We start from the raw sequence: 23,740 nt of genomic DNA on the forward strand, positions 1-23,740 counted from the left end.
CGACGCCGGCGTCACCGCAGCGGTGGCGCCGGCGTTCCGTCCGGTGCGGCCCGGCCGTGGCCGGGCTCGACCGGAGGAGTGTGTCGTGCGGGTGGTCCCCGCCAGGAACCCGCCGGCGCGACCGACGCCACCGTGCCGGTAGGTAGACATCGATATGTTTACATGCCTCCATCGGTTCGTGTATGAAGGCTGCAAGCACGTCTGGGTGCTGGTTCCTCGGGAGGAGCGACGATGAAACATGCCATGCGCCGCCTACGAACGGCGGCGGTCGCGCTGGGCGCCTGCACACTCGGGCTGAGTCTGCTGTCGGCACCCGCCGCCGAGGCGTACTCGGTGCAACCTCTCGCGCCGCAATCCGAACGGGCACCCGAATCGGAGCAGTTCTCGGCGGAGGGCGTCACCACGGTCGGTGAACTCCGTACCGTCACCGGCACGCTCTCCTCCGCCGGCGACGCCCGGACGCAGGTCATCCGGCACCCCGGCGCGTCGTACGTCAAGGTGCACTTCAGCGCGCTGCGACTGGCCCACGGCGACTACGTCACCGTGGCGAGCCCCGACGGCCGGGAGAGCTACCGGTACGACCGCTACCTGAACCGGGCGACCGGCGCGGACTACACCACCGACGGACAGCCGGGCTTCTGGGCGATGTCGGTGGAGGGCGACACCGCGGTGGTGACGATGCACAGCAGCCGCGCCTCCCGTGGCAACGTCGCGACCATCGACCGGTTCTGGCGCGGCTACGACCGCGCGGAGATCGCGCAGCACAACTTCTCCACGCAGTCCGTCTGCAGCACCGACGCCCGCCGCGACGTGGTCTGCTACCAGAACAGCCACCCCACCGAGTACGCCCGCGGCAGGGCCGTGGCGCGGCTGCTGATCAGCGGCGGCGGGATGTGCACCACCTGGCGGGTCGGCAACACCAACCGCATGCTGACCAACAAGCACTGCTTCTCCACGCAGGCCGCCGTCACCGGCAGCGAGATGCAGTTCAACTACCAGTGCGCCACCTGCGGCGGCTCGAACCCCGGCGCCGGCACCAAGGTGAGCGGGGCGACCCTCTACAAGGTGAGCAGCGGCGGCTCCAGCGAGCTGGACTACGCCCTGTACTCGGTGAACAACTTCACCAGCATCCAGAGCTTCGGCACGCTGTACCTGGCGACGACCGCCACCACCACCGGCACGCGGATGTACATCCCGGGGCACGGTGACGGCAGCCCGAAGCGACTGTCGATCTTCGAGGACACCCAGAACGGTGCGAACTGCACCGTGAAGAACGCGAACTACAACGCCTCGAACATCAGCTACAGCTGCGACACCTCCGGCGGCAACTCGGGCTCGCCGGTGCTGAACTCCAGCCACCGGGTGATCGCCCTGCACCACCTCGGCGGCTGCCCGTCGAACCAGGGCGCGAAGGCGCACCTGATCTACAACCAGATCGCCAGCCTGATCGACAACAACGGCTGACGACGACTGACGACGACGGGCCGTCGGGGCGCGACACGCACCCCGGCGGCCCGTCCGCTCGCTCGCTCATCGCCCCGGCACGCGCCGCGCTCGTGCCCGGACCCAGGGGCGCCAGGGTGCGTGACCGCTGGTGACGACACTGGTGCGCGCTACCTATCCTGGCGGTCATGGGAGCTGTCAAGCCGTGGCACGTGTTCGTCCTGACGATCTGCTGCCTCCTGCCGGCGGTGGCGGCGATCGTCGGCGGGATCCTGGCGACCCGCCGGTCGCGCGACCGGCGCTGAGCGGCCCGACGCGGAAGGTGCGGCGGCCTCACCCCCCGCCCGGTGACGGCACACCCAGACCCGGGCGCGTGCCGGTCGCGCGACCAGGGGGTCGTGCGACCAGGGTGGACACGTCAGGCCGGCACCGGTTGATCGAACTGGGTGCGGTACAGCTCGGCGTACCGGCCGCCCCGGGCCAGCAGGTCGGGGTGCCGGCCGCGTTCCACGATCCGGCCCTGTTCGAGCACCAGGATCTGGTCGGCGGAGCGGATCGTGGAGAGCCGGTGCGCGATGACCACGCTGGTCCGCCCGGTCAACGCCTCACCCAGCGCCGCCTGCACCGCTGCCTCGGACGTCGAGTCGAGGTGTGCGGTGGCCTCGTCGAGGATCACCACGCGCGGGCGGGAGAGCAGCAGCCGGGCGATGGTGAGCCGTTGACGTTCGCCGCCGGAGAGGCGGTACCCCCGCTCGCCCACGACCGTCTCCAGGCCGTCCGGCAACGAGCGGATCAGGTCGGCCAGCCGCGCGCGACGCAGCACGTCCCACAGGTCGTCCTCGTTGGCGTCCGGTCGGGCGTAGAGCAGGTTGGCGCGGATCGTGTCGTGCAGCAGGTGACCGTCCTGGGTGACCACCCCGAGGGCGTCCCGGACCGAGTCGCCGGTCAGGTCGCGGACGTCGCGCCCGGCGAGCCGGACGGCGCCGTCCTCCACGTCGTACAGGCGCGGCAGCAGTTGCGCGATTGTGGACTTGCCCGCGCCCGACGAGCCGACCAGGGCGACCATCTGTCCGGGCTCGGCGCGGAACGAGATCCCGTGCAGCACCTCCTCGCCGCCGCGGGTGTCGAGCTTCGCCACGTCCTCCAGCGAGGCCAGGGAGACCTTCTCCGCCGACGGGTACCCGAAGCGGACGTCGTCGAACTCCACCGCCACCGGCCCGTCGGGCAACGGCCGGGCGTCCGGCTTGTCCTCGATCATCGGCTTGAGGTCCAGGATCTCGAAGACCCGCTCGAAGCTGACCAGCGCGCTCATGATCTCCACCCGCGCGCTGGCGAGCGAGGTCAGTGGCGCGTACAGGCGCGACAGCAGCAGGGCGAGCGCGACGACCGCGCCGGCGTCGAGCTGCCCGCCGATGGCGTACACGCCGCCCAGGCCGTACACCAGGGCCAGCGCGAGGGAACCGACCACCGTGAGGGCCGTGATGAAGACGGTCTGCAACATGGCGGTACGCACGCCGATGTCGCGCACGCGCCGCGCGCGGGCGGCGAACTCGGCGGACTCCTCCGCCGGCCGCCCGTAGAGCTTCACCAGGGTGGCGCCGGGCGCCGAGAACTTCTCGGTCATCCGGGTGCTCATCGCCGCGTTCAGGTCGGCCGCCTCCCGTTCGAGCCGGGCGAGCTTCCGGCCCATCCGCCGCGCGGGCAGCACGAAGATCGGCAGCAGCACCAGCGCCAGCAGGGTGATCTGCCAGGAGAAGGTCAGCATCACCGCGAGCGTCAGCAGCAGCGTCACGGCGTTGCCGACCACGCCCGAGAGCGTGTCGCTGAACGCCTGCTGCGCCCCGATCACGTCGTTGTTGAGGCGCGAGACCAGGGCGCCGGTGCGGGTCCGGGTGAAGAACGCGACGGGCATCCGCTGCACGTGGTCGAAGACGGCGGTCCGCAGGTCGAGGATCAGGCCCTCGCCGATCCGTGCCGACTGGTAGCGGGTGAGCAGCCCCAGCCCGGCCTCGGCGAGCGCGATCAGGGCGATCGCCACGGCCAGCCGCACCACCGTCGCCGTGTCGGTGCCGGAGACGATCGCGTCGACCACCCGCCCGGCCAGCACCGGTGCGGCGACGGTCAGCACCGCGGCCACGACGCTGCCCGCCAGGAACCACGCGAGCAGGCGGCGGTGCGGGCGGGCGAAGCCGCCGATCCGCCTCAGGGTCGCCTTCGAGAAGGGCCGCTGGTCACGCTGATGCATCGCGTGGTGCAGGGACATCCACGCGGTGACTTCCATGCTCATGCCGCGAACCTAGGACCTGCAGCGCGGTTGAGGTCAAGCGAATTCGTCCCCGGTGGAATGCGGGAGCGCGGGGGCGGTCGGAGGGGCGCGTCCCTCCGACACTCCGTGGCGGCGGTATCCGTCCGCTCGCGGACGCCGCCACACTGAGATACTCTCCGTGCTGCTTCAGTCACGATGTCGTCGTTCGAAGGGGAACCCATGGTGAACCGTGAGCCGGTCGCGGAACCGTCCTTTGCCAGCGAAGACTCCAAGCCGATGCCCTGGTCGCAGGCGCGTGAGCGGCTGACGGAGGCGGGAGAGTTCTTCCTGTGCACGGTCCGGCCGGACGGCCGGCCGCACGCCGTGCCGCTGCTGGCCATGTGGCTCGACCAGAACATGTACTTCTGCTCCAGCGAGGCCGCCCACAAGGTCGACAACCTGGCCACCAACCCGCACTGCGTCCTCACCGTCGCCGGTTCGGAGCTGGACCTCTCGATCGAGGGCACGGCATCCCGGGTCAGCGACTCGGCGACGCTCAAGCGCGTCGCCGAGGCGTACGGGGAGAAGTACGGCTGGGAGGTGACCCCGGTCGACGGTGGGATCGACGGCGACGGGATCGGTCCGTCGCCGTACCTCGTCTACGAGGTGACCCCGGCCAAGGTCATCGGCATGGACAAGGGTTCCGGCTTCAGCGCGACCCGGTGGCGGTTCGACTGAGCGCGCCGGCCGGGGGTGTCAGCTGAGCGCCGAGGCGGGCCGGGCGGGGGGTGCGGCGCAGCCACCAGTAGGCGATGGCGAGGTTCACCAGCACGCTGAGCCACCCGCCCGCCTCGGCGGCGACGATCGGGTTCATGGACAGCCCGGTCAGCGCGCTGAACAGGAAGATCACCCGTCCCCACATGGTCTGCAGGGCGAAGGCGAAGCTGTAGACCATCCACTTCCGGTGCTCGGCGTAGCGGCGCTGACGGGCCGCGCGGAACCCGAGCACGGTCGTGGCGATCCATCCCACGGAGGCCAGCGCGCTGCCGAGCAGCCCGTTCGGCGCCGCGGCGAACGGCATGAGGACGAGCGCGAGCAGCGCGGACGGGATGGCGCCGGCGAAGACGTACAGCCGCCCGCTGAGCCGGTGCACCCTCGGGTACCGCAGGCGCAGCCACGGCCAGGCCTGGAGGGACAACGTCACAAGCGCGATGGTGCCGAAGAGGATGTGCACCACCAGGACGGCGTAGTGCGACGCGAAGCCGTCGTTCAGCACCACCCGTGACTGGCTCGGGTCGAGACCGAGGTACGGCGGCAGGACGAACAGCAGGAAGGCCCCGTTCAGCGCGACCAGTGGCACGATCCACGGTCGTCTCCACCATGACACGGACGATCGCCGGGCACCTGCCCTGCGCGCCGGCGGTCGGGACTGTTCGGCCTGCTGCGTCGGGCTGCCGGCCTCCTCCACGTACTGGGTCACGGTTGGATTCCTCCCAGGTCCGGACCGCGCTCTCCGCGCAGGTCTGCCTCGACCCCCCATGTGCCGTTTTCACGGTAGAGTCCGACAACCCGTCATATTTCTTTCAGAATGCTGGCCTCGCCATTGGCCCGCTCCGTGCGGCGACGTACGGAGATGGTGTGGTCGACCCGGATGTGGTGATCCCACGGTGCGCCGGCACGCGGCTCGTGGTCGGTCGTCCGCACGGGCCGAGGTGCCGGCGCGACGGTCCCGGGGCGCGGGCGCGACGCCCCCGGGGGCGACGTCGCTCGACGTCGGGGCGGGCGGTCGCCGGGTTGGTATCCTTCGCCGTGCCGGCCCACCTGGCCCGGCTCGACCCCGCTCCGCGCGTCACCGATGTCCCGGGGCCGGCCGTCGGCGACACCGAGCAGCTCAGCACAGTCGAGAGCCGAGGCGATGATGACCACCTTCAGTTGGTCGGAACTTCGGCGCGATCCCATCCACGAGGACGACCACCTGCTCGTGCTCGACAAGCCGCCGGGCATCTCCGTGATGGGCGAGCGGCACGCCGAGTCCCTGACCGACCTGGCCGCCGCCGCCGGGGAGCCGGTGCACTGGGTGCACCGCATCGACAAGGTCACCTCGGGGCTGCTGCTGCTCGCCAGGACGCCGTCGGCGCACGCCTCGCTGACCCGGCAGTTCGCCAACCGGGGCGCCGACAAGCGCTATCTGGCCTGGGTCGAGGGGGCGCGGCTGCCCGAGACCGGCACCATCGACCTGCCGCTGCGGCCGGGCCGCAAGGGCACCATCCGGATCGCGGGCGAGCGCGACGCCATCCGCTACGACGCCGACCGCCGCCGCTTCGCGCTGCCGGAGTCGGCCGTCGACCGGTCCAAGCCCTCCTACGAGTCCCGTACCGACTTCGCCACCGCGTTGGTCAGCGGCGACCGTACGCTGCTGGTGCTCAAGCCGGTCACCGGCCGGCGTCACCAGATCCGCGTCCACCTGGCGTGGCTCGGCTTCCCGATCGTCGGCGACCCGCTGTTCCACCGCGGGCTGGCGGACCAACGGACGTACCTGCACTCGTGGGGCTGCGAGATCACCTGCGACTGGCGCGACGAGCCGCGCACCCGGTTCTGGGCCGCGCCCGGCGAGGAGTTCCTCGACGTCTTCGCCGACGGCCGGAAGCCCCGGCTCGACGACGCCCTCGACGCGCTGACCGCCTGACCGTCCGACCCCCGCCACCGCGTGCCCGGTGGAAGCGGCCGCCGGAAGTTCCAGCGGCGGCAGACCGTAGGTGTCGTTTCCGACAGATCCGGCCCCTTGTTCCCGCTCGGCATAGCGGCGCAGCGGGCCCGACCATTAGGCTCGATTGTTGAGTGGAGCCGTCCGACATCGTCTCTACTCGATGCCGGGTTGCGAGTATTGGCTGGTTGCGGCACCGAAGGGCAGGACGGAGTGACCCGAGACGGCGAGCCAGGGGCCGACTTCGCCGAACGCGAGGACAGCAGACGCGTGGCGTACGAGGTGACCGGCGCGCCCGACGGCTTCCCCGTCTTCCTGCTCCACGGCACGCCCGGCAGCCGCCGTGGCCCGAAGCCTCGCGGCATCGTCCTCTACCGCATGGGTGTCCGGCTGATCGCCTACGACCGGCCCGGCTACGGCGACTCCGACCGACGGGAGAACCGCGACGTCGCCGACGCCGCCCGCGACGTCGAGGCGATCGCCGACCACCTGGGCGTGCGGGAGTTCGCGGTCGTCGGACGCTCCGGCGGCGGCCCGCACGCCCTCGCCTGCGCGGCCGATGCCCGCCTGCGCGGCAGGGTGACCCGGGTGGCGGTGCTGGTCAGTCTCGCCCCGTGGAACGCCATCGAGTTGGACTGGGTCGGCGGCATGAACACCGGCAACGTGCGCGGGTTCGGCGCCGGCAGCCCCGACACCGCCGCCGTGGTGGAGGAGATCCGCCAGCGTGCCGAGCGGGCCGCCGCGGACCCACGGCTGCTCCTCGCGGACCTGAGGACGGAGATGAGCGCGGCGGACCGGCGGGCGGTCAACGATCCGGCGCTGCGCCGGCTCATCACCGACACCTACGCGGAGGCGCTCCGCTCCGGGCCGTACGGGTGGATCGACGACGTGCTGGCGTTCCGCCGCCCCTGGGCCTTCGACCTGCGGGCGATCGACACCGCGGCGACGCCGGTCCGGCTGTGGCACGGCGCCGACGACAACTTCGCCCCGGTCAGCCACGGCCGCTGGCTGGCCGCGCAGATACCCGGCGCCGAGATGGAGGTCCGGCCCGGGGCGGCGCACTTCGACGCGGTCGAGGAGCTGCCGCGCATCCTGCGCTGGCTCGTCGACCCCGACCCCGCGCTGAGCGCCGACCTGCTGATCGGCGCGCGGCCCGGTCAGTAGGGGTGCGGGTCGAGCACCCGCCGCACGTACCGCCCGTCGCGGAGCACCACGACACTGGGGTGGTGCTGCCCGACCCGGTTGGCGAGCCGGTCGGCGATCCGCATCCGCCCGATGCTCACCCGGCCGCCGGACAACGCCTGGTTGACGGTCTCCAGGTTGCCCCGGGCCCGCAACGTGTCGGGGTGCTCGGGCCCGAGCACCTCCGCGAGCTGCTCCACCACGGCCAGCAGCCGGTCGCGTCCCCGCTCCGGCTCCCCGGTGAGGATGGTGAAGACCGCGAGGTTGTTGGCCGCCGCCATGGTGAACGGGTGCCGGTCGCCGAGTGCGGCGAGCATCGCCGCCGCGGCCGCCTCGGTGATCGACAGGCTGGTGCCCGTGTCGCCGGCGTCCCACTGGGCCACGCCCAGGTTGACCCGGCAGACCAGCGAGTACGGGTGGTCGGCGCCGAACGCCTGGACGAACTGCTGCTCCACCTCGACCAGCTCCGCCAGGGCCTGCGCGTTCTGCCCCTGCAACATCAGGTTGGCCGTGCGGCTGAGCCGGCTGAACAGGGTGTCCGGGCTGGTCGGCCCGAGGGTGGCCAGCAGCCGCTGGTAGGTCTCGTCGAGCAACTGGGCCGCCTCGGCGATCTCCCCGGTGCTGCGCAACGACACGGCGAGGTTGGCCTGCGCGGTGAGCAGGTCACGGGACTGCTCGCCGAAGAGGTTCCGGTAGCCGGTCACCACCTCCCGTAGCAGCGCCACGGAACCCTCGTAGTCGCCGGTCTCCCGCAGGTCGCGGGCGAGGTTGTTGGCCGACACCAGGGTGTTCGGGTGCTCCGGCCCGAGAACGACCCGCTGTCGCCGGTTGGTCGCCTGGTCACCCTCGAGCGCCCGGTCGAACATGCCCATCAGCCGGTACGACACGGCCAGGTTGTTCGCCGCGGTCAGGGTCCGCCGGTGATCCTCGCCGAAGACCTCGACCGAAGCGGCGTACGTCCGCGAGCTGCGCTCCAGGGCCTCCCGGTAGCGGCCCAGGGTGCGCAGGTCCGCCCCGTAACCACCGGCGGTCATCAGCGTGTGCGGGTGGCTGTCGCCGATCAGCTCCTCCTGCTGGTGCAGGGTGTCCTCGTCCAGCCGGAGGGCCTCGTCGAACCGCCCGAGGCTGCGCAGCACGTTCGCCCAGTTGAACCGGAGGTGCAGCAGTTGGACGCGCAGCTTGCGGTGCTCCGTCCCGTCCGGCGGCAACTCCGCCAGCAGCGCCGACCACACGGCCTCGGTCTCCCGCGCGTACCGCTCGCCCTGCTCGTACCCGCCGCTGACGTAGATGTAGCGGACCCGGTCGATGACCAGTTGCCGGACGTCGTCGTCCCGGCAGGAGATCGCGTCGGAGCCGTCGAGGTGCGGCCAGAGCATCCGGAACCGTTGCCGGTTCGCCGGGTCCTCCACCTCACCCGGCGGTCGCGACCCGGCGAGGATCTGGTGCACCTCGTGCTTGGCCGTGACCAACTCGTCGTCGGTCATCCGGGCGCGCAGCGCGGTCTGCAACAGCCGGTGCACCTGCACGCGGTGGGCGTGCGGGTCCAGCTTGATGAGCGCGAGCTTGTTCATCCGCTGCACCAGCGTCGCCGCGATGTCACGCTCGGAGACCCGGTCGGCGACCCGCGCGGCGACGACCGGGTCGTGCGGGGCGATGACCCGCGCCACCCGGTCGCTGTAGAGCAGGTCGAGGGAGATCTCCGGGGCGAGCACCGACGCGAGTTGGAGGAGCCGGTACGCCCCCGGGGAACCCTCCCTCAGCCGCTGGAGCGGGAGGTCCCAGACCTCCGTCTCCAGGCCGGTGCGGCGCAGCCCGGCCAGGTAGTCCTCGACCGGTGTGCGGGTGTCGGCCAACCACGCCCCGACCGTCGCGACGAAGATCGGCACGTTCTCCACGGCGTCGGCGACCCGCTCGGCCTCGGCGACGCTCATCAGGTGCTCGCCGAGGCGGGCGCGCAGGTGCGCCACGCTCTCCGCCCGCGCGAACTCGTCGACGTCCACCGCCCGCGCCAGGTCACCCCAGTCCGGGTTGCGGGTGGTGACCAGCACGTGTCCGTTGCCCTGCGGCAGGTAGGGCCGGACGTCCTCGTACTGGTCGGCGTTGTCGAAGATCAGCAGCCAGTGCGGCGGCGGGCTGCCGTCGGGGCGGCGCTCGGTCTGACCCAGCCGTTGCCGCAGGGCGCGGTTGGTCTCCGGGATCGTCGCCTGGCTCGGCAGGCCCAGCTCGTCGCTGAGCTCCGTCATGAGCACGTCGACGAACTGCGGCGGGTCGGCGGCGACCCACCAGATGATGTCGTACGCGCCCCGGAACCGGTGGGCGTACTCGATGGCGAGCTGCGTCTTGCCGAGACCGGGACCGCCCCGCAGGGCGACCGGGGTGCCGCTGCCGCCCGACGCCCTCAGCTCCTCACGGAGCCGGCGCAGCAGGTCCTCGCGCCCGGTGAAGCGGGCGTTGCGGGCCGGCGCGTTGAAGACCGTCGCGCGCACCCCGGGGAAGCGGGCCGGGCGCAGGCCGGCCGCGCCCACCGTGCGTCCCACCAGCTTCAGCAGGTGGGTCGCCGCGTCCTCGGCGGTGAGGTCGTGCACGGCCGTCCAACTGCCGACCGGGACGTCCGGCACGGGCGGGGTGTCGTCGACGTGCACGGCCAGCCAGCTCGGCGCGGCCCGGTCGCCAGCGGTGCCGGAGCGGGCACGCCAGGCCGCCAGGTAGGCGCGGGAGAGCAGCCGGACCTCGCGGAAGGCCGAGCCCGTCTGCTCGGGTGCCGGCCCGTCCAGGGCAGCGGTGACCACCCGTAGGTCCGCGGAGTTCAGCACGGCCTGCGCCCACTCCGCCCACACCTGGTCCTCGGGCACGTGCCGCAGCAGGATCAGCTCGTCCACGACCGTCGGCTTGCGTTCGAAGCGCTGCACCGTCCGGCGGCGCAGCTGGTCGTCCATCCGGGGCAGGCCGGTGATCCTGCCGTTGGTGATGTGGCTGGTCAACGTCTCGTACGCGGACAGCAGGGTGGTGCGCCCGCCCGGCTCGTCGCCGAAGGTCGCCAGCGTCTCCTCGTAGGCGTAGTACGCGCGGTAGGGCACCTCGACGGTGAGCCAGTAGGCCTGCCGCTCGCTGTCGGTCATGCCGCCCGGCAGGCCGGCGAACTTCTGCATGGCCAGCGACCGCCCGGCGTCCCGCTTGCCCTTCTCCCCGTCGTCGACCCGCATCGGCACGGGCAGCACCCGCCGCGCCCGACGCCCCTCGTAGTCGCGGACGCGGGCGGCCACCGCCGCGGCGCCGTCGATGCCCTGGTCGCTGAGGGTGAAGCAGTCGACCAGCACGTCGGGCAGGTGGATGGTGCAGATCTCGGCGACGTCGCTGATCCCGGTGCGGCTGTCGATCAGGGCGTAGTCGTAGTGCCGCTTCATGTCCTCGCGCAGCGCGTCGAAGAACTGCGCGCCGCCGAGCCGGTTGTAGAAGTTGTCCCAGTTCAGGCCGGTCACGCTGGTCGCGTAGTCGGGATTGTGCCGGCCGGCCAGGAGCAGGTCGAGGCTGCCGCCGCCGGGGAACTCCCAGCTCACCGAGAACGCGTACCGGTGGACGCGCGCGTACTCCCGGTGCCAGTCGCCGGGCCGGGGGTCGGCGCCGGTCTCCTCGCGCCGGCGGGCGTTCTCCCACTCGTAGTCGAGGATCAGGTCCATGACGCCGCCGGTGGTGGCGACCTGCTCCGGGTCGAGGAACGGGGCGTAGAACCGGTGCAGGCCGGGAGACTCCAGGTCCCAGTCGGCGACGAGCACCCGCTGACCGTTCGCGGCGAGGATCCAGGCGGTGTTGGCCAGCGCCATCGTGCGGCCCGTACCGCCCTTGTAGGAGTAGAAGGTGATGACCTGCCCTTCGCGCGATGGCGTCATCGCTCGTCCTTCCCTCGCGTCGTGTCGAACGGCCGCACCGGCGGCAGGCTCGCGCCGGACCCGGGCGGCCCGTCGAAGGGCCGCGCCGGGCGCAGGCTCGGTCTCGGGGTGACCGGGCCGTCCGGCGGGTCGACCGGACCGTACCGGAGGAACTGCTTGCGGGCCTCGGTCACCAGCAGCGGGGTGCAGCGCTCGAACTCGTCGATCGCGCGTACCGGCATGACCCGGGGGAACCCGGCGGCCTGCAACGCTTCGGAAACCGACTCGGGTGCCGTCGCGCCACGCTCGTGACCGGCGGCGATGACCAGCGGGACGACCCAGCGGGGCAGGTCGTCCAGCGCCGAACGGATGGCGGCGGCACCGGTCGCGGCGTCCACCAGCACGACGGTGGGGCTCCGCGGCGCCAGGGCCCGGGCCGCCGCCAGGTCGACGACCCGGGTGGGCAGGCCGAGCCGCTCGGCGGTCGCGGCGACGTGGTCGGCCACGGCCAGCTCGTGCTGCCCCGCGTAGGGCCGCCACCGTGCGTGGTCGGTGAGGGTGGTGACCACCAGCGCCGGGCCGACGCTGTCAGGCACCGGGTGGCTGGACAGCGCCGTCGCCCGGGACCGGGCCAGCGGCTGCGTCTCGGTCACCGTGACGATCTGCTTCGCCAGCGCCTCGAGGACCCGCCGGTAGAGGTCGTGGTAGGCGCTGAGCTTGCAGAGGGCGCGCAGGCCGTTCTCGGCGTAGTCGGCCCGGTCGCCGGCGTCCGGAACCAGGTCGAGGGCCCGGGTCGTCTCCGGCCGCTCGCCCCAGGACGGCAGCGGCAGCCACAGCACCGGCACCAGGTGCCGTTCGGCCTGCGCCGGGGTGAGCCGGGTGAGTCGGCTGCGGAACGACTCGCGTTCGCCCAGCGCCCACGCGTTGCGGAAGTAGTTCGGTGAGTGCAGCGGCACGAAGACGTGCGCGAGGCTGAGCGCGTCGGTGAGCGTCTGTCTGAGGTCGGCTCCCGGGTTGACCTGGCCGTCGAAGAAGCCGGCGTCGAGGTCGCCGCTCCTCGTGGCAGCGTGCCGGACGGCGGTGGCCAGGTCGTTGAAGAACCGGTTGACCCAGTAGTCGGTGTCCGGCCGGACACCGGCCGACAGCGGCACCGAGTGGGCGTAGCTCAGGAAGAAGTAGGTCTCCCGGCGGGATGCGCCCCGGGGCGGAACGGGGTCAGACCACGTCATGTCCGCCCTCCTCGAACGTGGTGCGCAACTGCCGCACGTCGGTGGGGACCTGTGCCTGCACCCAGTGCGTCCGATAGGCCCGGGCGACCCGCTGCGCCAGCCGCCAGACCACCGCGTCGTAGGCGGCCTTGCCGGTGTCGCCGAGGCTCAGTAGACCGTAGATGCCCTCTTCGTGGTATTGCGGAGCGATCTCCGGGGGCAGCCGGGTGGGGGTGAACATCTGCCTCCGCGACACGGCCGCCGGCAGCCGGCGACGCTCCACCAGGGACCAGTTGACCGGGATGACCGGCGTCTCCCCCGCCGACGGCTCGGCACCCGGCCGGGTCAGTATCGGCCGGCGGGTGAACGCGTCCCACTCGCGGGCACACCAGTCGCTGTTGAGGTAGTGAGTGGAGATCAACGGGATGAAGACCTGGCAGTGCCCGGCGGCGAAGGCCAGGTCGTCGGTCCATACCTGCCCGCCGTCGAGCATCCGGTCCATGAATCCGGCCGTGCGCCCCGGGCCGAGGCCGAGCAGCTCGACGACATGGTCGGAGAGGTCGACGAAGAGCTGGAAGACCTTCTGGTTGGTGTCCCGGGGCGCCGCGACCTGGTTCTTCTTGTGAGCGTAGCTGAGAAAGAACACGGGGGCGCTCTCGTCCTCCCAGAACGTGCCCTCTGTCAACTGAGGCTCCCGACCGGTGCGGCGACTCCCGACCGTCCACAGTATCGACCGTGGCCAACGCTCCGCTGCCCTGCTCGTCACCGCCGGTGCTCATCCATCCACCCCCGGGCGAAGTCGACGGCCACCCGGAGACCCACGAGCCGGGCGTCGGCGCCGCCGACCCGCCCGGTACGCACCGGCTCGGCGTCCGTCAGGGCCCGGCCGATCAGCGGGAAGTCGGAGTCGTGCAGGTCCGGGGCCTGGAAGTCGTGCCGGACCCGCCGCCCGGCGGCGTCGCGCACGTAGCACCGGTACGCCCGGTCGGCCGGCGGCCGGCGCAGCCGGTACTCGGCCAGGTGGAACGCCGTGCAGACCGACCAGTCGACGCCGAGCAGCAGCACCACGGCGCCGGCGGCGTGGAGCGCGCCGAGGGGTGAGCGTTCGCCGAGGTGGCAGTCGAGGTCGTGGACGGCGGTCAGCCGGGCCGCGTCGGGGCCGAGGGCGGCGAAGGAGGTCTGCGGGTGGCGGCTCCGGCACGCCCCCGGCTGCCGGCGTACGTGCTCGGCGAAGATCCCCATGCCCTCGGCGGGGCTGTGCTCCGGGTCGAACGGCACGATGGCCGCCTCCGCCGCCGCGATCCCGGCGGCGCCCATGCCGGCGGTCGCCGCCCGGAACGCCCGCGAGGTGGTGGAGTTGCCGGCTGTCTGCGCCGGTACGACCACCGTGCCCGACCCGCCCAGCACGTCCCGCAGGGCGGCCAGCAGCGTGGCGGGGCCGCCCGCCACCCGGCCGACGCGGGACAGGGCGCAGTGCACCAGCACGGTGGACCCCGGCCGCAGTCCCAGCGCGCGCAGGTCCGCCGTCAGCGTGGCCCGCCGGAGCGGACCGGCGGTCACGGCCATGTGTCCACCGTGGCGCGCATCCCCCCGACGAACCGCTCGCCGGCGGCGGTCAGGACGCCCAGGTCGAGCAGGGCGTCGACGGCCCCGTCGGTCCAGTCCCGGTAGCGGCGGAAGTGGCCCCCGGCGGCCGGCCCGGGGCGGTGGCGCCACACGTCGGCGACCGCCAGATGGGCGTAGACACCGTGCAGCACGCCCTCCACCGGGCGTGGGTCGTCCCGCCACGGCACGCGCAGCGTCCGGGTGTCGTCGCGGTCGAACAGGTCGCAGACGTCCAGCACCGCGCTGAGCTTGAGGTGCTGCACCTCGTGCACCAGCAGCACGGCGAGGGTGGCGTCGTCGGGTACGGCCGTGACGGCCACCGCGCCGAAGGCGGCGCCGGCGGCGGCGCTGCGGAACCGGCCGGTCGGCTCCGCGCGCAGCGGCACGACGGCCCGCAGCAGGGTGCGTACGCCCGCCGTGTAGCTGGTGGCCTCGGCGTCGATCCGCCGCACCGCCCCCTCCAACCGCCGCGTCCACCCCAGCGCGGCGGCGCCGGACAGCCGCGGCTCGACCGGCAGGTCGTAGCCGTCCCGGTGCGGATCGGTGTCCTCCAACAGCAGCCGGTCACCGCCGAGCCGGACGGCACGCAGCGGCAGCCAGCCGTCCGGTCCGTCCTCCCGGGCCGGGTCGCCGTCGTGGCCCGGGAGGACGGCGATCCGCCGGTCGGCGAGCCGGACGTCGCCGTCGTCGACGACGAGCCTGACGACGCCCCGCTCGGCACCGACCGCGAGCGCGCCGAGCGTCGGCAGGCTGACCACCCCGTCGCGTACCGGGACGGGCAGGTCGGCCCGGACCCTGGCGCGGACGGCGGCGGCCGCCGCCACGCAGGCCAGGTAGGACAACTCGGCCGTCCCGTCCCGGCAGCGCCGGGCCCAGCGGCGCACGAAGGGGTGGGCCAGCACGGCGCGGACGGCGTCGGGGTGCGCGTCGTCCAGGTGGACCAGCAGCCGCCACCCGTCGGCCGCCACCGGGTCGCCCGCGGCCCGCTCGCTGAGCGCGACCAGCAGGGCGCGCACCAGCGCCAGGTGGACGGCGGCGAGCTGCGCGGCCGAGCCCGCCGTGCCCGCGCCGGTCGCCAGGTCGTCGAGGACGCGCGGGTGGAGCGAGTCGGTGGGCCGGGCGGGTTCGTCGGCGACCGGCGCCGCCGTCACCACCCGGACGAGTTTCAGCAGGTCGGGGCAGTAGACGGACGGGTTGTCGAAGCCGTCTCCGGCGCGGTACCGGTGGGCGTAGAGCCCGCCGCCGCAGTGCCCGACCACCGGGCACGCGCGGCAGGTCGCGCAGAGACCGTCGAGACCGGTCTGCCGTACGGCGATCGCCGGGTGGGCCGCGGCGTCGTCCACCCGGTGGCGGAAGACGTCCAGGCCGGTGGCCGCGGCGCCGTCGAAGGCGGACTTGAGCGAGTCGACCTGCTCGAAGGTGCCGTCGGTCTCGACGACGACCAGGTCGGCCGGGCCGAGCCCGACCGCCTCGCTGCGGCTGCCGTGCCCGGACGCGGTGGAGAGCAGGGACTCCAGCAGGCGGATCGGCACCGGACGCCCGTCGGCCAGCCAGCGCCGGTGGACGGCCAGCAGCCAGTCGGCGTACGGGGTGGCGAGGCCGCCGGGCCGGGCGGGCGGGTTGTCCCAGTTGGCGTGCGGCAGCAGGAAGTCGACGTGCGGCGGCTCCTCGGCCAGCAGCGCCTCGTACACCCGGATCGGGTCGTTGACGAGGTCGACGGTGCAGAGGATGCCCGCGTAGCTGCTGCGGTACGCGGGGCTGCGCAGCAGCGACAGCGCCCGCAGCACCTGGCGGTGGCTGCTCGACCCGTTGGCGTGGCGGCGGTGCCGGTCGTTGGCGGCCCGGTCGCCGTCGAGCGAGATCCCCACCTTCACGTCGTGGGCGACCAGCACGTCGCAGGTCGCCGGGGTGAGCAGCACCCCGTTGGTCTGCATCCGCAGGTCGAGCCGGGCCACCGGGCCGATGACGCGCCGCAGGGTGGCGGCGGTGGAGTCGAGCCGGGCGGCACCGGCGAGCAGGGGCTCACCGCCGTGCAGGACCACCCGTACGACGCCGAGCCGGTGCGCCGCCGCGTGCTCCGCGATCCGCTCCGCGACGGCCGTCACCGTGGCGGGAGCCATCACCCGGGGCTGGCGCCGCCAGGACTGGTCGGGGTGCTCGTAGACGTAGCAGTGGTCGCAGGCGAGGTCGCAGCGGCTGACCAGCTTCAGCACGTACTGCGTCAGCGGGGCGACGTGCCCGGTCGGCTGCCCGTCCGGCTCAGATCGCAGAGCTGAACGCTGCGACGTCGACACGCGCCGGGCGATCCTCCCTCCGGCCGGCCACGCGCGTGACGGACCGGGCCCGGTCGAGGGAGATCCGGCCGAGCGGGGTACGCCGGAGGTCGTCCAGTGGCGGCGCGGTCGGATCGGGCTGGCGTGCGGTGCGATCCACGTCGGTTCCCCCATTTGGAGTCGGGAGTGGACGGACGACCGCCCACGACGACGGTCAACGACGACTATCGACGATGCTATATGGCACAACCTGTGATGTCACGGCTGCGCAGCGCCATCCTGCTCGATCATCTTCGCCATCCAGCCCTCGTTGGACAGCGACACGATGCGCTCCGCCTCGGCGACGAACGCGTCGTCGTCGGCCCAGCCCAGCCCGGCCTCGCGGGCCGTGCGCAGCCGGGTCAGCTGGTCGGCGGTGCGGGCGTACTCGATCTGGTGGTGCTCGTACTGCTGGGCTGAGCCGTAGCCGACCAGCGCCGTGGTCACGGCCGCCGCGACACCGATCCAGGCGGTGAGGCCGAGGTTGTCGCCGAGCACCCCGACCGTCGCGGAGACCAGGGCGGCGGCGATCGTGAGCCCCGTCGCCGCGTACCGGACCCGCCGCGCGGCGCGGGCCATCCGGCGGGCCGCCGGCAGGTAGTAGCCGTCGACCTGTCGCTGCAACCGCTCCGTCACGTACGTGGCCACGTCCGAGACGGCTGGCAGCGGACGGTCGGCCGGCGGCGCGTCCAGGGTGCGGCCGACCAGGTCGCCGGCGTCGTCCATGAGCGCGTCGAAGCGGCCGAGCAGGACGGCGTCCCGGTCCGCGCCGCCGAACGGGGCGACCCCGGCGAGGTAGCGGTAGGTGTCCGCCTTCAGCGCCTCGGAGACCGAACGGAGCCGGGTCCACGCGTGCACCGCCTCCCGGGAGGACCACCGGGCCGCCAGCGGCACCACGAGCAGCGCCGCCGCCGCGACGATCGCGAGCGCCCGCCCCACACCGGGGTGGGCGTGCCCGAGCTGGTTGGCGAGGGTGCCGCACACGGCGGCCCCCACGGTGAGCGCGGCGATGGTCAATCGCGCACGGGTGATCGCACGCTTGGCCTCGCCGGACGCCCGTGACCAGGCAGCCTGCCGCTGCCAGATCGTCGCGACCGCTGCCGGGACATCGAAGTTCGCCACGATCCGATGGTAGGACGGCCGCGCCGGCGCCAGGGGGACCCGAAACGGCCGTCGCGATCCGCGGGTCAGCGGGGCAGGAAGCTGTCGTACGCCTCGTCGTACCAGTCGGCCTCGTTGTGCCGGCGGATCACGCCGTCGAACCGGGTCAGCAGCAACCAGTTGTCGTTGAGCACCAGCGCCGCGTCCTCGGGCCGGTCGGCCAGCACCCGGCCCACGGTCCGCAGCATGTGCGGCCTGCCCTTCTCCCCCAGCGTGTCCTTCCGCATGTGGAAGTCGATGTCGACGTAGGTTGCCGGTTCCCACTCCCACGGGACGCCGCCGTCGTCCTCGGCCCCGTAGTAGCCCCGGCTGCCGGCGACGATGCTGACGGCGTAGCCGCACTCCTCGTTCAGGTCGGCGCTGAGCATCCGGGTGCCGGAGTGCGTCGTGGTCTCGGCCGCCTCGGGGGCGACCAGCGACGCCATCCGGTCCAGCGGGACGTCGCCCGCGAGCGTCAGTCGATAGGTGATGGACATGCGTTCGACCTTCCTCAGTCCCGCCGGACGATCTGGACGATCTGGCCGTTCCGTGTGACGGCCACCAACTCCTTCAGCCCCGGTACCGGCCAGTCGTCGAACTGCTTTTGCAGGGCGGCGGGATCTCCCCGCCAGTCCTGGAGGTTCAGTACTACCCGTTGGCTCTGCCGCCGCCCGACCTTCCTGCTCACTGCACTTGAGATGGAGCGTGGTGCCGCGGAGGAAGTGGGAGCGTAGCAATCGAAGACAAGCCCTTCGATCAGGTAATCCGGCGACCTCTTTTCGTCGACGACGTCGCCGGCATTCAGCTTGGCCGTCGCGATCTCCTGTTTCGTGGGGTTCTGGTGCACCCGATAGCCACTGCTGGCGACCGTGTCGGCGGCGTCGTTCTCCAGTTCCAGGCTGCGGCGTTCGGCCGGTCTCTCATTGGCCGGGATTCGGGTGCGTGGTCCGGTCGGTGTGCCGCCGGCAGTGCCGGTGGCGGTTCTGGTCCACGGCGCGGAGTCGTGGGCCGGGTCGTGGATGGGATCCTCGTGCCCAGGGTGGCGGCCGGCGGTGCCGGCGTCGGTGGTCGAGGTAGGGCTGGACGGTGTGCTGCCGCCAGCCCCGGTCAGTTTCCCGCCGACCCCAGCTGTCGGGCCTCGGCGATCGCCGTCTCGACCGCCTGCCGGGCGCTGGCGGTGCGTTGGGCGACCAGGCTCAGGACCTGCGTGATGCTCTCCAGGGACTGCACGAGAGGGCCCGGTTGGCCGCCGTGCAGGACGGTGGTGACGAGTTGTCGTGTCTCGCGGACCTGCGCGATGGTGGCGGCGGCGGTGTCGCGGATGCCGTCGCACGCGTTGTGCACCGGTGCCAGGCCGGTGATCGTCTCGTGCGGGCTGGCCTCCTGCGGGACGGCCGCGGTGGCCTTCGTGGCTTCGCCGATGGTGGTCGCGAGGCTGCCCAGGCTGCCCCGGACGGCCGAGATGCCGTCGCGTACCCGGATCACGCCCGCCGCCACGGCGGCGAAGCCGGCGCCGGCGGCGCGCAGGGCAACCTCCTGCGCCTGGTTGTCGGCGGCGGACGCCAGCGCCTGCGCCCTGTCGACGCCGGTCGTCAAGGCGCGCAGTTCCCCGGTGATCTTCTCGATGTGCGACACGCGGCCGACTTCCCCCGATCGACGACAGTGAGATACCCGAAGCTGAAACCTAGCGACCCGGGGCCCCGGGCCGCCAGACCTCGGGGGCGGTGGGGGAGGCCGACCTGGTCGCGGGGCGGATCAGTCGGCCCGGTGCAGCGGTCCCCACTCCGTCGACGCCTGCGCCTCGACGACCCGGTCCGCCTCGCGCAGCGCCCGCTCCGCGACCGCTCCGCACGAACCGGCCCGGTGCCGGAGCTCATTCCCCGTCCCGGGCCGGTCGCCGGTCGTACGACTGCTCAGGCCGGCGTGGCCGTGGCCTTGCGGTGCCGCTCGGCCCGGCGGCGCACCTGCGTGTACGCGCTGGTCAGCCCCATCGCCCGGCGGACCTCGACGAGTGTCTGCCGCACCTCGTGGCGGGTCCGTTCCGTGCCCTCGAAGATCAACTGATCGACCAGCCCGGGCTCGGCCTCGATCCGGGCCCGGCGCTCCCGGATCGGGTCCAGGAACCGGTCTAGCGCGACCGCCAGCTTCTCCTTCACCTCCACGTCGCCGACCCGACCGGCCCGGTAGCGCTCCTTGAGGTCGTCGACCTGCGCCCGATCGGGGTTGAAGACGTCGTGGTACGCGAAGACCGGGTTCCCCTCGACGGTGCCGGGCACGTCGGCGCGGACCCGGTTCGGGTCGGTGTACATGCCCATCACCGCCCGGCGCACCGTCGCCGGATCGGCGGAGAGCGCGATCGCGTTGCCCAGGCTCTTGCTCATCTTCGCCCGGCCGTCCGTGCCGACCAGGGTGGGCGTCTCCGACGCGATCGTCTCCGGCACGGGGAACACCTCCCCGTAGAGGTGGTTGAAGCGCCGGGCGATCTCCCGCGTCACCTCCACGTGCGCCGCGTTGTCCTTGCCGACCGGGACGACCTGCCCCTTCACGCAGAGGATGTCGGCGGCCTGGAGCACCGGGTATCCGAGCAGGCCGTAGGGCATCTCCTCCTTGCCGGCGTCGCGGGCCATGTCCTTGAGCGAGGGCACGCGTTCCAGCCGGGGCACCGTGACCAGGTTCTGGAAGAGGGTGTTCAGGTCGCCGACCTCCGGGATGGCCGACTGGAGGTAGAAGGTGGCACGCCGCGGGTCGACGCCGGCGGCCAGGATGTCGGTGACCATCTCCCGGGCGTTGCCCGCGACCCGCTCGATGTCCTCGCGGGTGTTCCGCGTGGTGAGCATGTGCAGGTCGGCGATGATGAAGAAGCTCTCGAAGCGCTGGTGCAGCCGCACCCGGTTGGCGATGCTGCCGACGTAGTGGCCGAGGTGCAGCCGCCCGGTGGGACGGTCCCCGGTGAGCATCCGTGCAACGGACATGGTGGTACGCCTTTCGTGCCTGGTGGACGAGTGTGTGCGCGGGCGCGCGTCGACCAGGGATGTCATCCCGGGTCGGTCAGGGTCGGCTCAGTGAGCCGAACGCCATCGCGCGCCGTCGCGGAACCGCAGTCCACCGGCACGAAGTACGTCGATCATCCGCTCGCGGCCGTCGTCGGAGCGGGTCGGAGAGGTGGTCACGACACCGAGCGGGAGGCCGTCGACCAGGTCGACGGCCTCCGGCGCGTAGCTGATCGGCCGGACCATGCCCCCACGGTAGCGGGTCCGGCGCTGCCCGCTCAGCCCTGCCGGTAGCTGTCCCGGTAGTAGTCGCCGATCCGGTCCCGGTAGCCGGGCTCGCCGTAGGCGTCCGGGTCGAAGGCCGGTGACTCCTTGACCTGCTCGCGGGTGCGGTCCACGTGCACCGTGCGGTCCAGGTGGTCCACCCGTGTCACCGTGCCGGCCGGCAGCAGGACCTTGCGGCCGAAGATCCACGGTCCGGTGTCCACCACCAGCCAGCGGGCGTCGGTGTCGTCGCTGGCCTCGTCGACCGAGCCGATCCGCCCGTCGGTGGCCTCCACCCGGTAGCCGACCAGGTCGAGCGGGGTGCCGGGGCCGGGGGCGTCGGGTCCGTCGCCGCCGGGCTCCGGCCCGTCCGGCGGGGCGGAGTCGGGGTTGGCTCCGGAGTACCCGCCGGCGAGGGCGGACGGGTCGCGCCAGGTCCAGGGATTGAACGTCGACGGCTGCACGGGTCACCTCCGATGACGGTCTGCGCCGGTCCCGGAAGTCAGTGCCCCGCCTGCGCCTCCGGGAAACAACACGGCAATTTTCGGTTCACTGAAATTTCTCGGTGCGAAGTACGTCATATTCGCCGACCATCGATGAATGACACGGCTGTGCCGCAGGTGGCGGCGACGGGAAATGGGCCGCGCACATCGGCCGGGGATGCGGAGTGTCCAGTCGACACATTCGTTCGGTCAACCCGGCCGCCCATTCTGGTGACGCATCTGTCGCAGAGGAAAAAAAGGGGGACGCGGATGTACCGCACCATTCGTCGGCTCGGGGTCGTGCTCGCCGTCGCGCTCGGGCTCGTCGCCGGGGCCGCCGCCGCCGCGCAGGCGGCCGTCGTCAACCCGGTCACGCCGCAGTCGCTCTGCGGGCTCGGATACACGGTCCTGGACCAGGACCCGATCCGGCATGCGGAGACCGGCGTCCGGCTCGGCACCGTGTACCTGCTGCACAACCCGATGGTCGGCTACGGCTGCACGGTCACCGTCAAGTCCGCCTACGTGGGGACGCTGAGCCGCACCCAGGTCTACCTCGCCGCCCAGTACCTGCCCACCCAGACCGACGACGGCGACAAGCTCTGGGCGGCCGGGCCCGCCCGGGCGTACGTCAGAGGCGGTTGCATCATCTGGGGTGGCTTCATGGCCGACCCGAGCGGCACGATCCATTACCATGACCGGGCGAACCCCGCGATCGGCGGCATCGGCACCTGCTTCTGACGGCATCTTCGGGAGGCCCGCGTCATGCGGGCCTCCCATTTCCGGGGACCCGTCCGAATCGCCCGCCGCCGTTTCGGAATGGCACAAGGAATCGCCTACTGCTCACCGTTCTCTCTTCGACTTCTGGGAGAGCCACGTGCACGGGGATTCGGCCGAGGGACGGTTCGCCAGTTCGGCTGTGGCTCGCACCAGCTCCGGGCCGCCGAGGCGCTGCCCGTCAAGCCGCACGGCGTACGGAAGCGCTGCACCCCGCTCGCCGCGCTCCCGGCTTGAGCGCACGACACGGCGGCGCCGGCGGCGGCAGGTCCTCAGCGGCGGCAGGTTCCCTGACCTGCGTCTCGATCGTTGGCCCGCCAGGTCGCGCTGGCATACTCGGCAGCCATGGTGCTGTCGCGTGGCTGGGCGCTCTTCCTCACCGGGGTCGGAATCTGGACCTGGGTGATCTGGCCGAGGTTCGCCGTCGCCATCTGGAAGGACCCGCGGGCCTGGTCCACCGGCAGGGTCGGGGAGTTCCCGGCCACCGGCTTCCTCTGGATCCACGCCCTGCTGATCGCGGCGTCACTGATTATCGGCACCACCGTCGGTGTGCTTGGCGTCCGAGCCTGGCGGGCGGCCGGCCGGCGCACCGACCGTCAGGCACCGTGACGGACGCTCCACCGTCACCGGGCTGCTCCCTAGTGCACCCGAGGTCCACTACTGCCGAGCTGCTCCACCGGGCCCCCGAGGTCCACTGCCACCGGGCTGCTCCACCGCACACCAGAGTTCCGCGGCACGCCGCGCCACATCCACTGCCCCAGGCCGCTCAAGGGTCGTGGGGGATGCCTGCGGTTTCTGGCGCGCTGACACCTCCGCCGGCATCCCTGCGGCAGGTACGTGCAGATGAGCGTGACTGAGGCGGGTGGGGGCTTCGGAAGGCGGCGGCGCTGCCCGTGACGGTGGTGCCTTGGCTGGAGGGCGAAGCGCGGCAAGGTGCCCTGGTTGCGGCGGGCCAAGCGTCCACCGGTGCTGAGCAGGCGATATAGCGAGCGGGAAATGATGTGACCGGGGACGCTACCCCCGGATTTGACGTTCAAACCCGCAGACGCGTAACTTTCTCTCTGCCAGCGCGGAACGGGGCAAACAGGGCGAAAGTCCTGAGCGCCGAATCGAACTGGCCCGGGTCGGACGGGATCGAATCCTGGACGACGCGGCCCCGGGCGGGGCTCACCGGATCTGCCGCGAGGCGGATTTGGCGCAGCGGAGCCGACCGGGTAAGGTTCACGGCCGGCAGGGAACCGGGCGAGCTCGCGGGAAACCGCAGAGCGGCCGGTCTGCCAAATCCGATGATCAACGCGGCGGTTCGCTGCTGCGTGCGCTCGTCGGAGCCAACCCGTACGAAGCACGACAGACCGGGACAAACGGTTTGACACGGCGAAGACGGTGAGGTAACGTAGTAAAAGTGCCCGGCGCGAGAGCGGCGGACACGATGAACGAAATGCCCCGGGTCGGGTGCTCCACGGTGTGGGGTTTCTGGGCGGTGTGTGGTTGTTCTTTGAGAACTCAACAGGGTGCTTGATAAGCC

The 23,740-nt window shown here is 72.4% G+C and carries 20 protein-coding genes; 6 read left to right on the forward strand and 14 right to left on the reverse strand.

Annotated features, from left to right (window positions below):
- Positions 1–231: 231 nt before the first annotated feature.
- Complete coding sequence (locus ACGFNF_RS28890) at positions 232–1,464, forward strand: trypsin-like serine peptidase (protein ID WP_393171982.1); 1,233 nt, start codon at positions 232–234, stop codon at positions 1,462–1,464.
- Positions 1,465–1,861: 397 nt separating this feature from the next.
- On the opposite strand, the gene ACGFNF_RS28895 is transcribed toward ACGFNF_RS28890, so the two are convergent.
- Positions 1,862–3,730 (reverse strand): ABC transporter ATP-binding protein, encoded by a 1,869-nt coding sequence (locus ACGFNF_RS28895; protein WP_393171984.1) that lies wholly within the window; start codon positions 3,728–3,730, stop codon positions 1,862–1,864.
- A 198-nt stretch (positions 3,731–3,928) separates the two neighbouring features.
- On the opposite strand from ACGFNF_RS28895, the gene ACGFNF_RS28900 reads away from it, so the two are divergent.
- A complete protein-coding gene (locus ACGFNF_RS28900) occupies positions 3,929–4,426 on the forward strand; it encodes a pyridoxamine 5'-phosphate oxidase family protein (RefSeq protein WP_393171986.1) in 498 nt (165 codons plus the stop codon).
- On the opposite strand, the gene ACGFNF_RS28905 is transcribed toward ACGFNF_RS28900, so the two are convergent.
- A complete protein-coding gene (locus ACGFNF_RS28905; protein WP_393171988.1) occupies positions 4,398–5,048 on the reverse strand; it encodes a DUF2306 domain-containing protein in 651 nt (216 codons plus the stop codon). The two genes, ACGFNF_RS28900 and ACGFNF_RS28905, sit on opposite strands and share 29 nt — an antisense overlap.
- A gap of 558 nt (positions 5,049–5,606) precedes the next feature.
- On the opposite strand from ACGFNF_RS28905, the gene ACGFNF_RS28910 reads away from it, so the two are divergent.
- On the forward strand, positions 5,607–6,374 hold the full coding sequence (locus ACGFNF_RS28910; protein ID WP_357578451.1) for an RNA pseudouridine synthase: 768 nt from the start codon (positions 5,607–5,609) through the stop codon (positions 6,372–6,374).
- A gap of 231 nt (positions 6,375–6,605) precedes the next feature.
- Positions 6,606–7,556, forward strand: a complete 951-nt coding sequence (locus ACGFNF_RS28915; protein WP_357578452.1) for an alpha/beta fold hydrolase — start codon at positions 6,606–6,608, stop codon at positions 7,554–7,556.
- Here the strand turns inward: ACGFNF_RS28915 and fxsT are convergent.
- The 12 genes from fxsT to ACGFNF_RS28975 form a co-directional block, all read right to left on the reverse strand.
- Positions 7,550–11,461: an FxSxx-COOH system tetratricopeptide repeat protein gene (gene fxsT / locus ACGFNF_RS28920; RefSeq protein WP_393171991.1), complete on the reverse strand. Its 3,912-nt coding sequence runs from the start codon at positions 11,459–11,461 to the stop codon at positions 7,550–7,552. The two genes, ACGFNF_RS28915 and fxsT, sit on opposite strands and share 7 nt — an antisense overlap.
- Complete coding sequence (locus ACGFNF_RS28925) at positions 11,458–12,669, reverse strand: TIR-like protein FxsC (protein ID WP_393171993.1); 1,212 nt, start codon at positions 12,667–12,669, stop codon at positions 11,458–11,460. The genes fxsT and ACGFNF_RS28925 overlap by 4 nt, the downstream gene beginning before the upstream one ends.
- Positions 12,656–13,333, reverse strand: a complete 678-nt coding sequence (locus tag ACGFNF_RS28930; protein ID WP_393171995.1) for a TIR-like protein FxsC — start codon at positions 13,331–13,333, stop codon at positions 12,656–12,658. Before ACGFNF_RS28930 ends, ACGFNF_RS28925 begins: the two co-directional genes overlap by 14 nt.
- A 77-nt stretch (positions 13,334–13,410) precedes the next feature.
- Positions 13,411–14,214 (reverse strand): aminoglycoside N(3)-acetyltransferase, encoded by an 804-nt coding sequence (locus ACGFNF_RS28935; protein ID WP_393171997.1) that lies wholly within the window; start codon positions 14,212–14,214, stop codon positions 13,411–13,413.
- Positions 14,205–16,523, reverse strand: a complete 2,319-nt coding sequence (locus ACGFNF_RS28940) for an FxsB family cyclophane-forming radical SAM/SPASM peptide maturase (RefSeq protein WP_393172015.1) — start codon at positions 16,521–16,523, stop codon at positions 14,205–14,207. The genes ACGFNF_RS28935 and ACGFNF_RS28940 overlap by 10 nt, the downstream gene beginning before the upstream one ends.
- Positions 16,524–16,784: 261 nt before the next feature.
- The gene (locus tag ACGFNF_RS28945) at positions 16,785–17,687 is read right to left on the reverse strand and encodes a DUF4231 domain-containing protein (protein ID WP_357578457.1); all 903 of its coding nucleotides are present in this window, start codon (positions 17,685–17,687) and stop codon (positions 16,785–16,787) included.
- Between the two features lie 65 nt (positions 17,688–17,752).
- Positions 17,753–18,202 (reverse strand): SitI3 family protein, encoded by a 450-nt coding sequence (locus ACGFNF_RS28950; protein ID WP_357578458.1) that lies wholly within the window; start codon positions 18,200–18,202, stop codon positions 17,753–17,755.
- A gap of 14 nt (positions 18,203–18,216) precedes the next feature.
- Positions 18,217–18,639: a hypothetical protein gene (locus tag ACGFNF_RS28955; RefSeq protein ID WP_393172017.1), complete on the reverse strand. Its 423-nt coding sequence runs from the start codon at positions 18,637–18,639 to the stop codon at positions 18,217–18,219.
- 173 nt (positions 18,640–18,812) lie between these two features.
- A complete protein-coding gene (locus ACGFNF_RS28960) occupies positions 18,813–19,340 on the reverse strand; it encodes a DUF6244 family protein (RefSeq protein ID WP_151454823.1) in 528 nt (175 codons plus the stop codon).
- 278 nt (positions 19,341–19,618) lie between these two features.
- A complete protein-coding gene (gene trpS, locus ACGFNF_RS28965; protein WP_393172000.1) occupies positions 19,619–20,677 on the reverse strand; it encodes a tryptophan--tRNA ligase in 1,059 nt (352 codons plus the stop codon).
- A gap of 87 nt (positions 20,678–20,764) precedes the next feature.
- Positions 20,765–20,941: a hypothetical protein gene (locus tag ACGFNF_RS28970; RefSeq protein ID WP_357578462.1), complete on the reverse strand. Its 177-nt coding sequence runs from the start codon at positions 20,939–20,941 to the stop codon at positions 20,765–20,767.
- 32 nt (positions 20,942–20,973) lie between these two features.
- Positions 20,974–21,423: a PRC-barrel domain-containing protein gene (locus tag ACGFNF_RS28975; RefSeq protein ID WP_357578463.1), complete on the reverse strand. Its 450-nt coding sequence runs from the start codon at positions 21,421–21,423 to the stop codon at positions 20,974–20,976.
- Positions 21,424–21,711: 288 nt separating this feature from the next.
- Between ACGFNF_RS28975 and ACGFNF_RS28980 the strand changes: the two genes are divergently transcribed.
- Together ACGFNF_RS28980 and ACGFNF_RS28985 are read left to right on the forward strand one after the other, a co-directional pair.
- On the forward strand, positions 21,712–22,179 hold the full coding sequence (locus ACGFNF_RS28980; protein ID WP_393172002.1) for a hypothetical protein: 468 nt from the start codon (positions 21,712–21,714) through the stop codon (positions 22,177–22,179).
- Between the two features lie 381 nt (positions 22,180–22,560).
- A complete protein-coding gene (locus tag ACGFNF_RS28985) occupies positions 22,561–22,824 on the forward strand; it encodes an SCO4848 family membrane protein (protein WP_357578465.1) in 264 nt (87 codons plus the stop codon).
- Positions 22,825–23,740: the final 916 nt, after the last annotated feature.

It is taken from the genome of Micromonospora sp. NPDC048868, from assembly GCF_043198195.1.
In the GTDB taxonomy this organism is placed as follows: Bacteria; Actinomycetota; Actinomycetes; order Mycobacteriales; family Micromonosporaceae; genus Micromonospora; species Micromonospora reichwaldensis.

Coding starts and splice junctions, on each gene's coding strand:
- ACGFNF_RS28890 (WP_393171982.1), top strand. CDS start 232: ATGAAACATGCCATGCGCCGCCTACGAACGGCGGCGGTCGCGCTGGGC.
- ACGFNF_RS28895 (WP_393171984.1), bottom strand. CDS start 3,730: ATGAGCATGGAAGTCACCGCGTGGATGTCCCTGCACCACGCGATGCAT.
- ACGFNF_RS28900 (WP_393171986.1), top strand. CDS start 3,929: ATGGTGAACCGTGAGCCGGTCGCGGAACCGTCCTTTGCCAGCGAAGAC.
- ACGFNF_RS28910 (WP_357578451.1), top strand. CDS start 5,607: ATGACCACCTTCAGTTGGTCGGAACTTCGGCGCGATCCCATCCACGAG.
- fxsT (WP_393171991.1), bottom strand. CDS start 11,461: ATGACGCCATCGCGCGAAGGGCAGGTCATCACCTTCTACTCCTACAAG.
- ACGFNF_RS28925 (WP_393171993.1), bottom strand. CDS start 12,669: ATGACGTGGTCTGACCCCGTTCCGCCCCGGGGCGCATCCCGCCGGGAG.
- ACGFNF_RS28935 (WP_393171997.1), bottom strand. CDS start 14,214: ATGGCCGTGACCGCCGGTCCGCTCCGGCGGGCCACGCTGACGGCGGAC.
- ACGFNF_RS28950 (WP_357578458.1), bottom strand. CDS start 18,202: ATGTCCATCACCTATCGACTGACGCTCGCGGGCGACGTCCCGCTGGAC.
- trpS (WP_393172000.1), bottom strand. CDS start 20,677: ATGTCCGTTGCACGGATGCTCACCGGGGACCGTCCCACCGGGCGGCTG.
- ACGFNF_RS28970 (WP_357578462.1), bottom strand. CDS start 20,941: ATGGTCCGGCCGATCAGCTACGCGCCGGAGGCCGTCGACCTGGTCGAC.
- ACGFNF_RS28980 (WP_393172002.1), top strand. CDS start 21,712: ATGTACCGCACCATTCGTCGGCTCGGGGTCGTGCTCGCCGTCGCGCTC.
- ACGFNF_RS28985 (WP_357578465.1), top strand. CDS start 22,561: ATGGTGCTGTCGCGTGGCTGGGCGCTCTTCCTCACCGGGGTCGGAATC.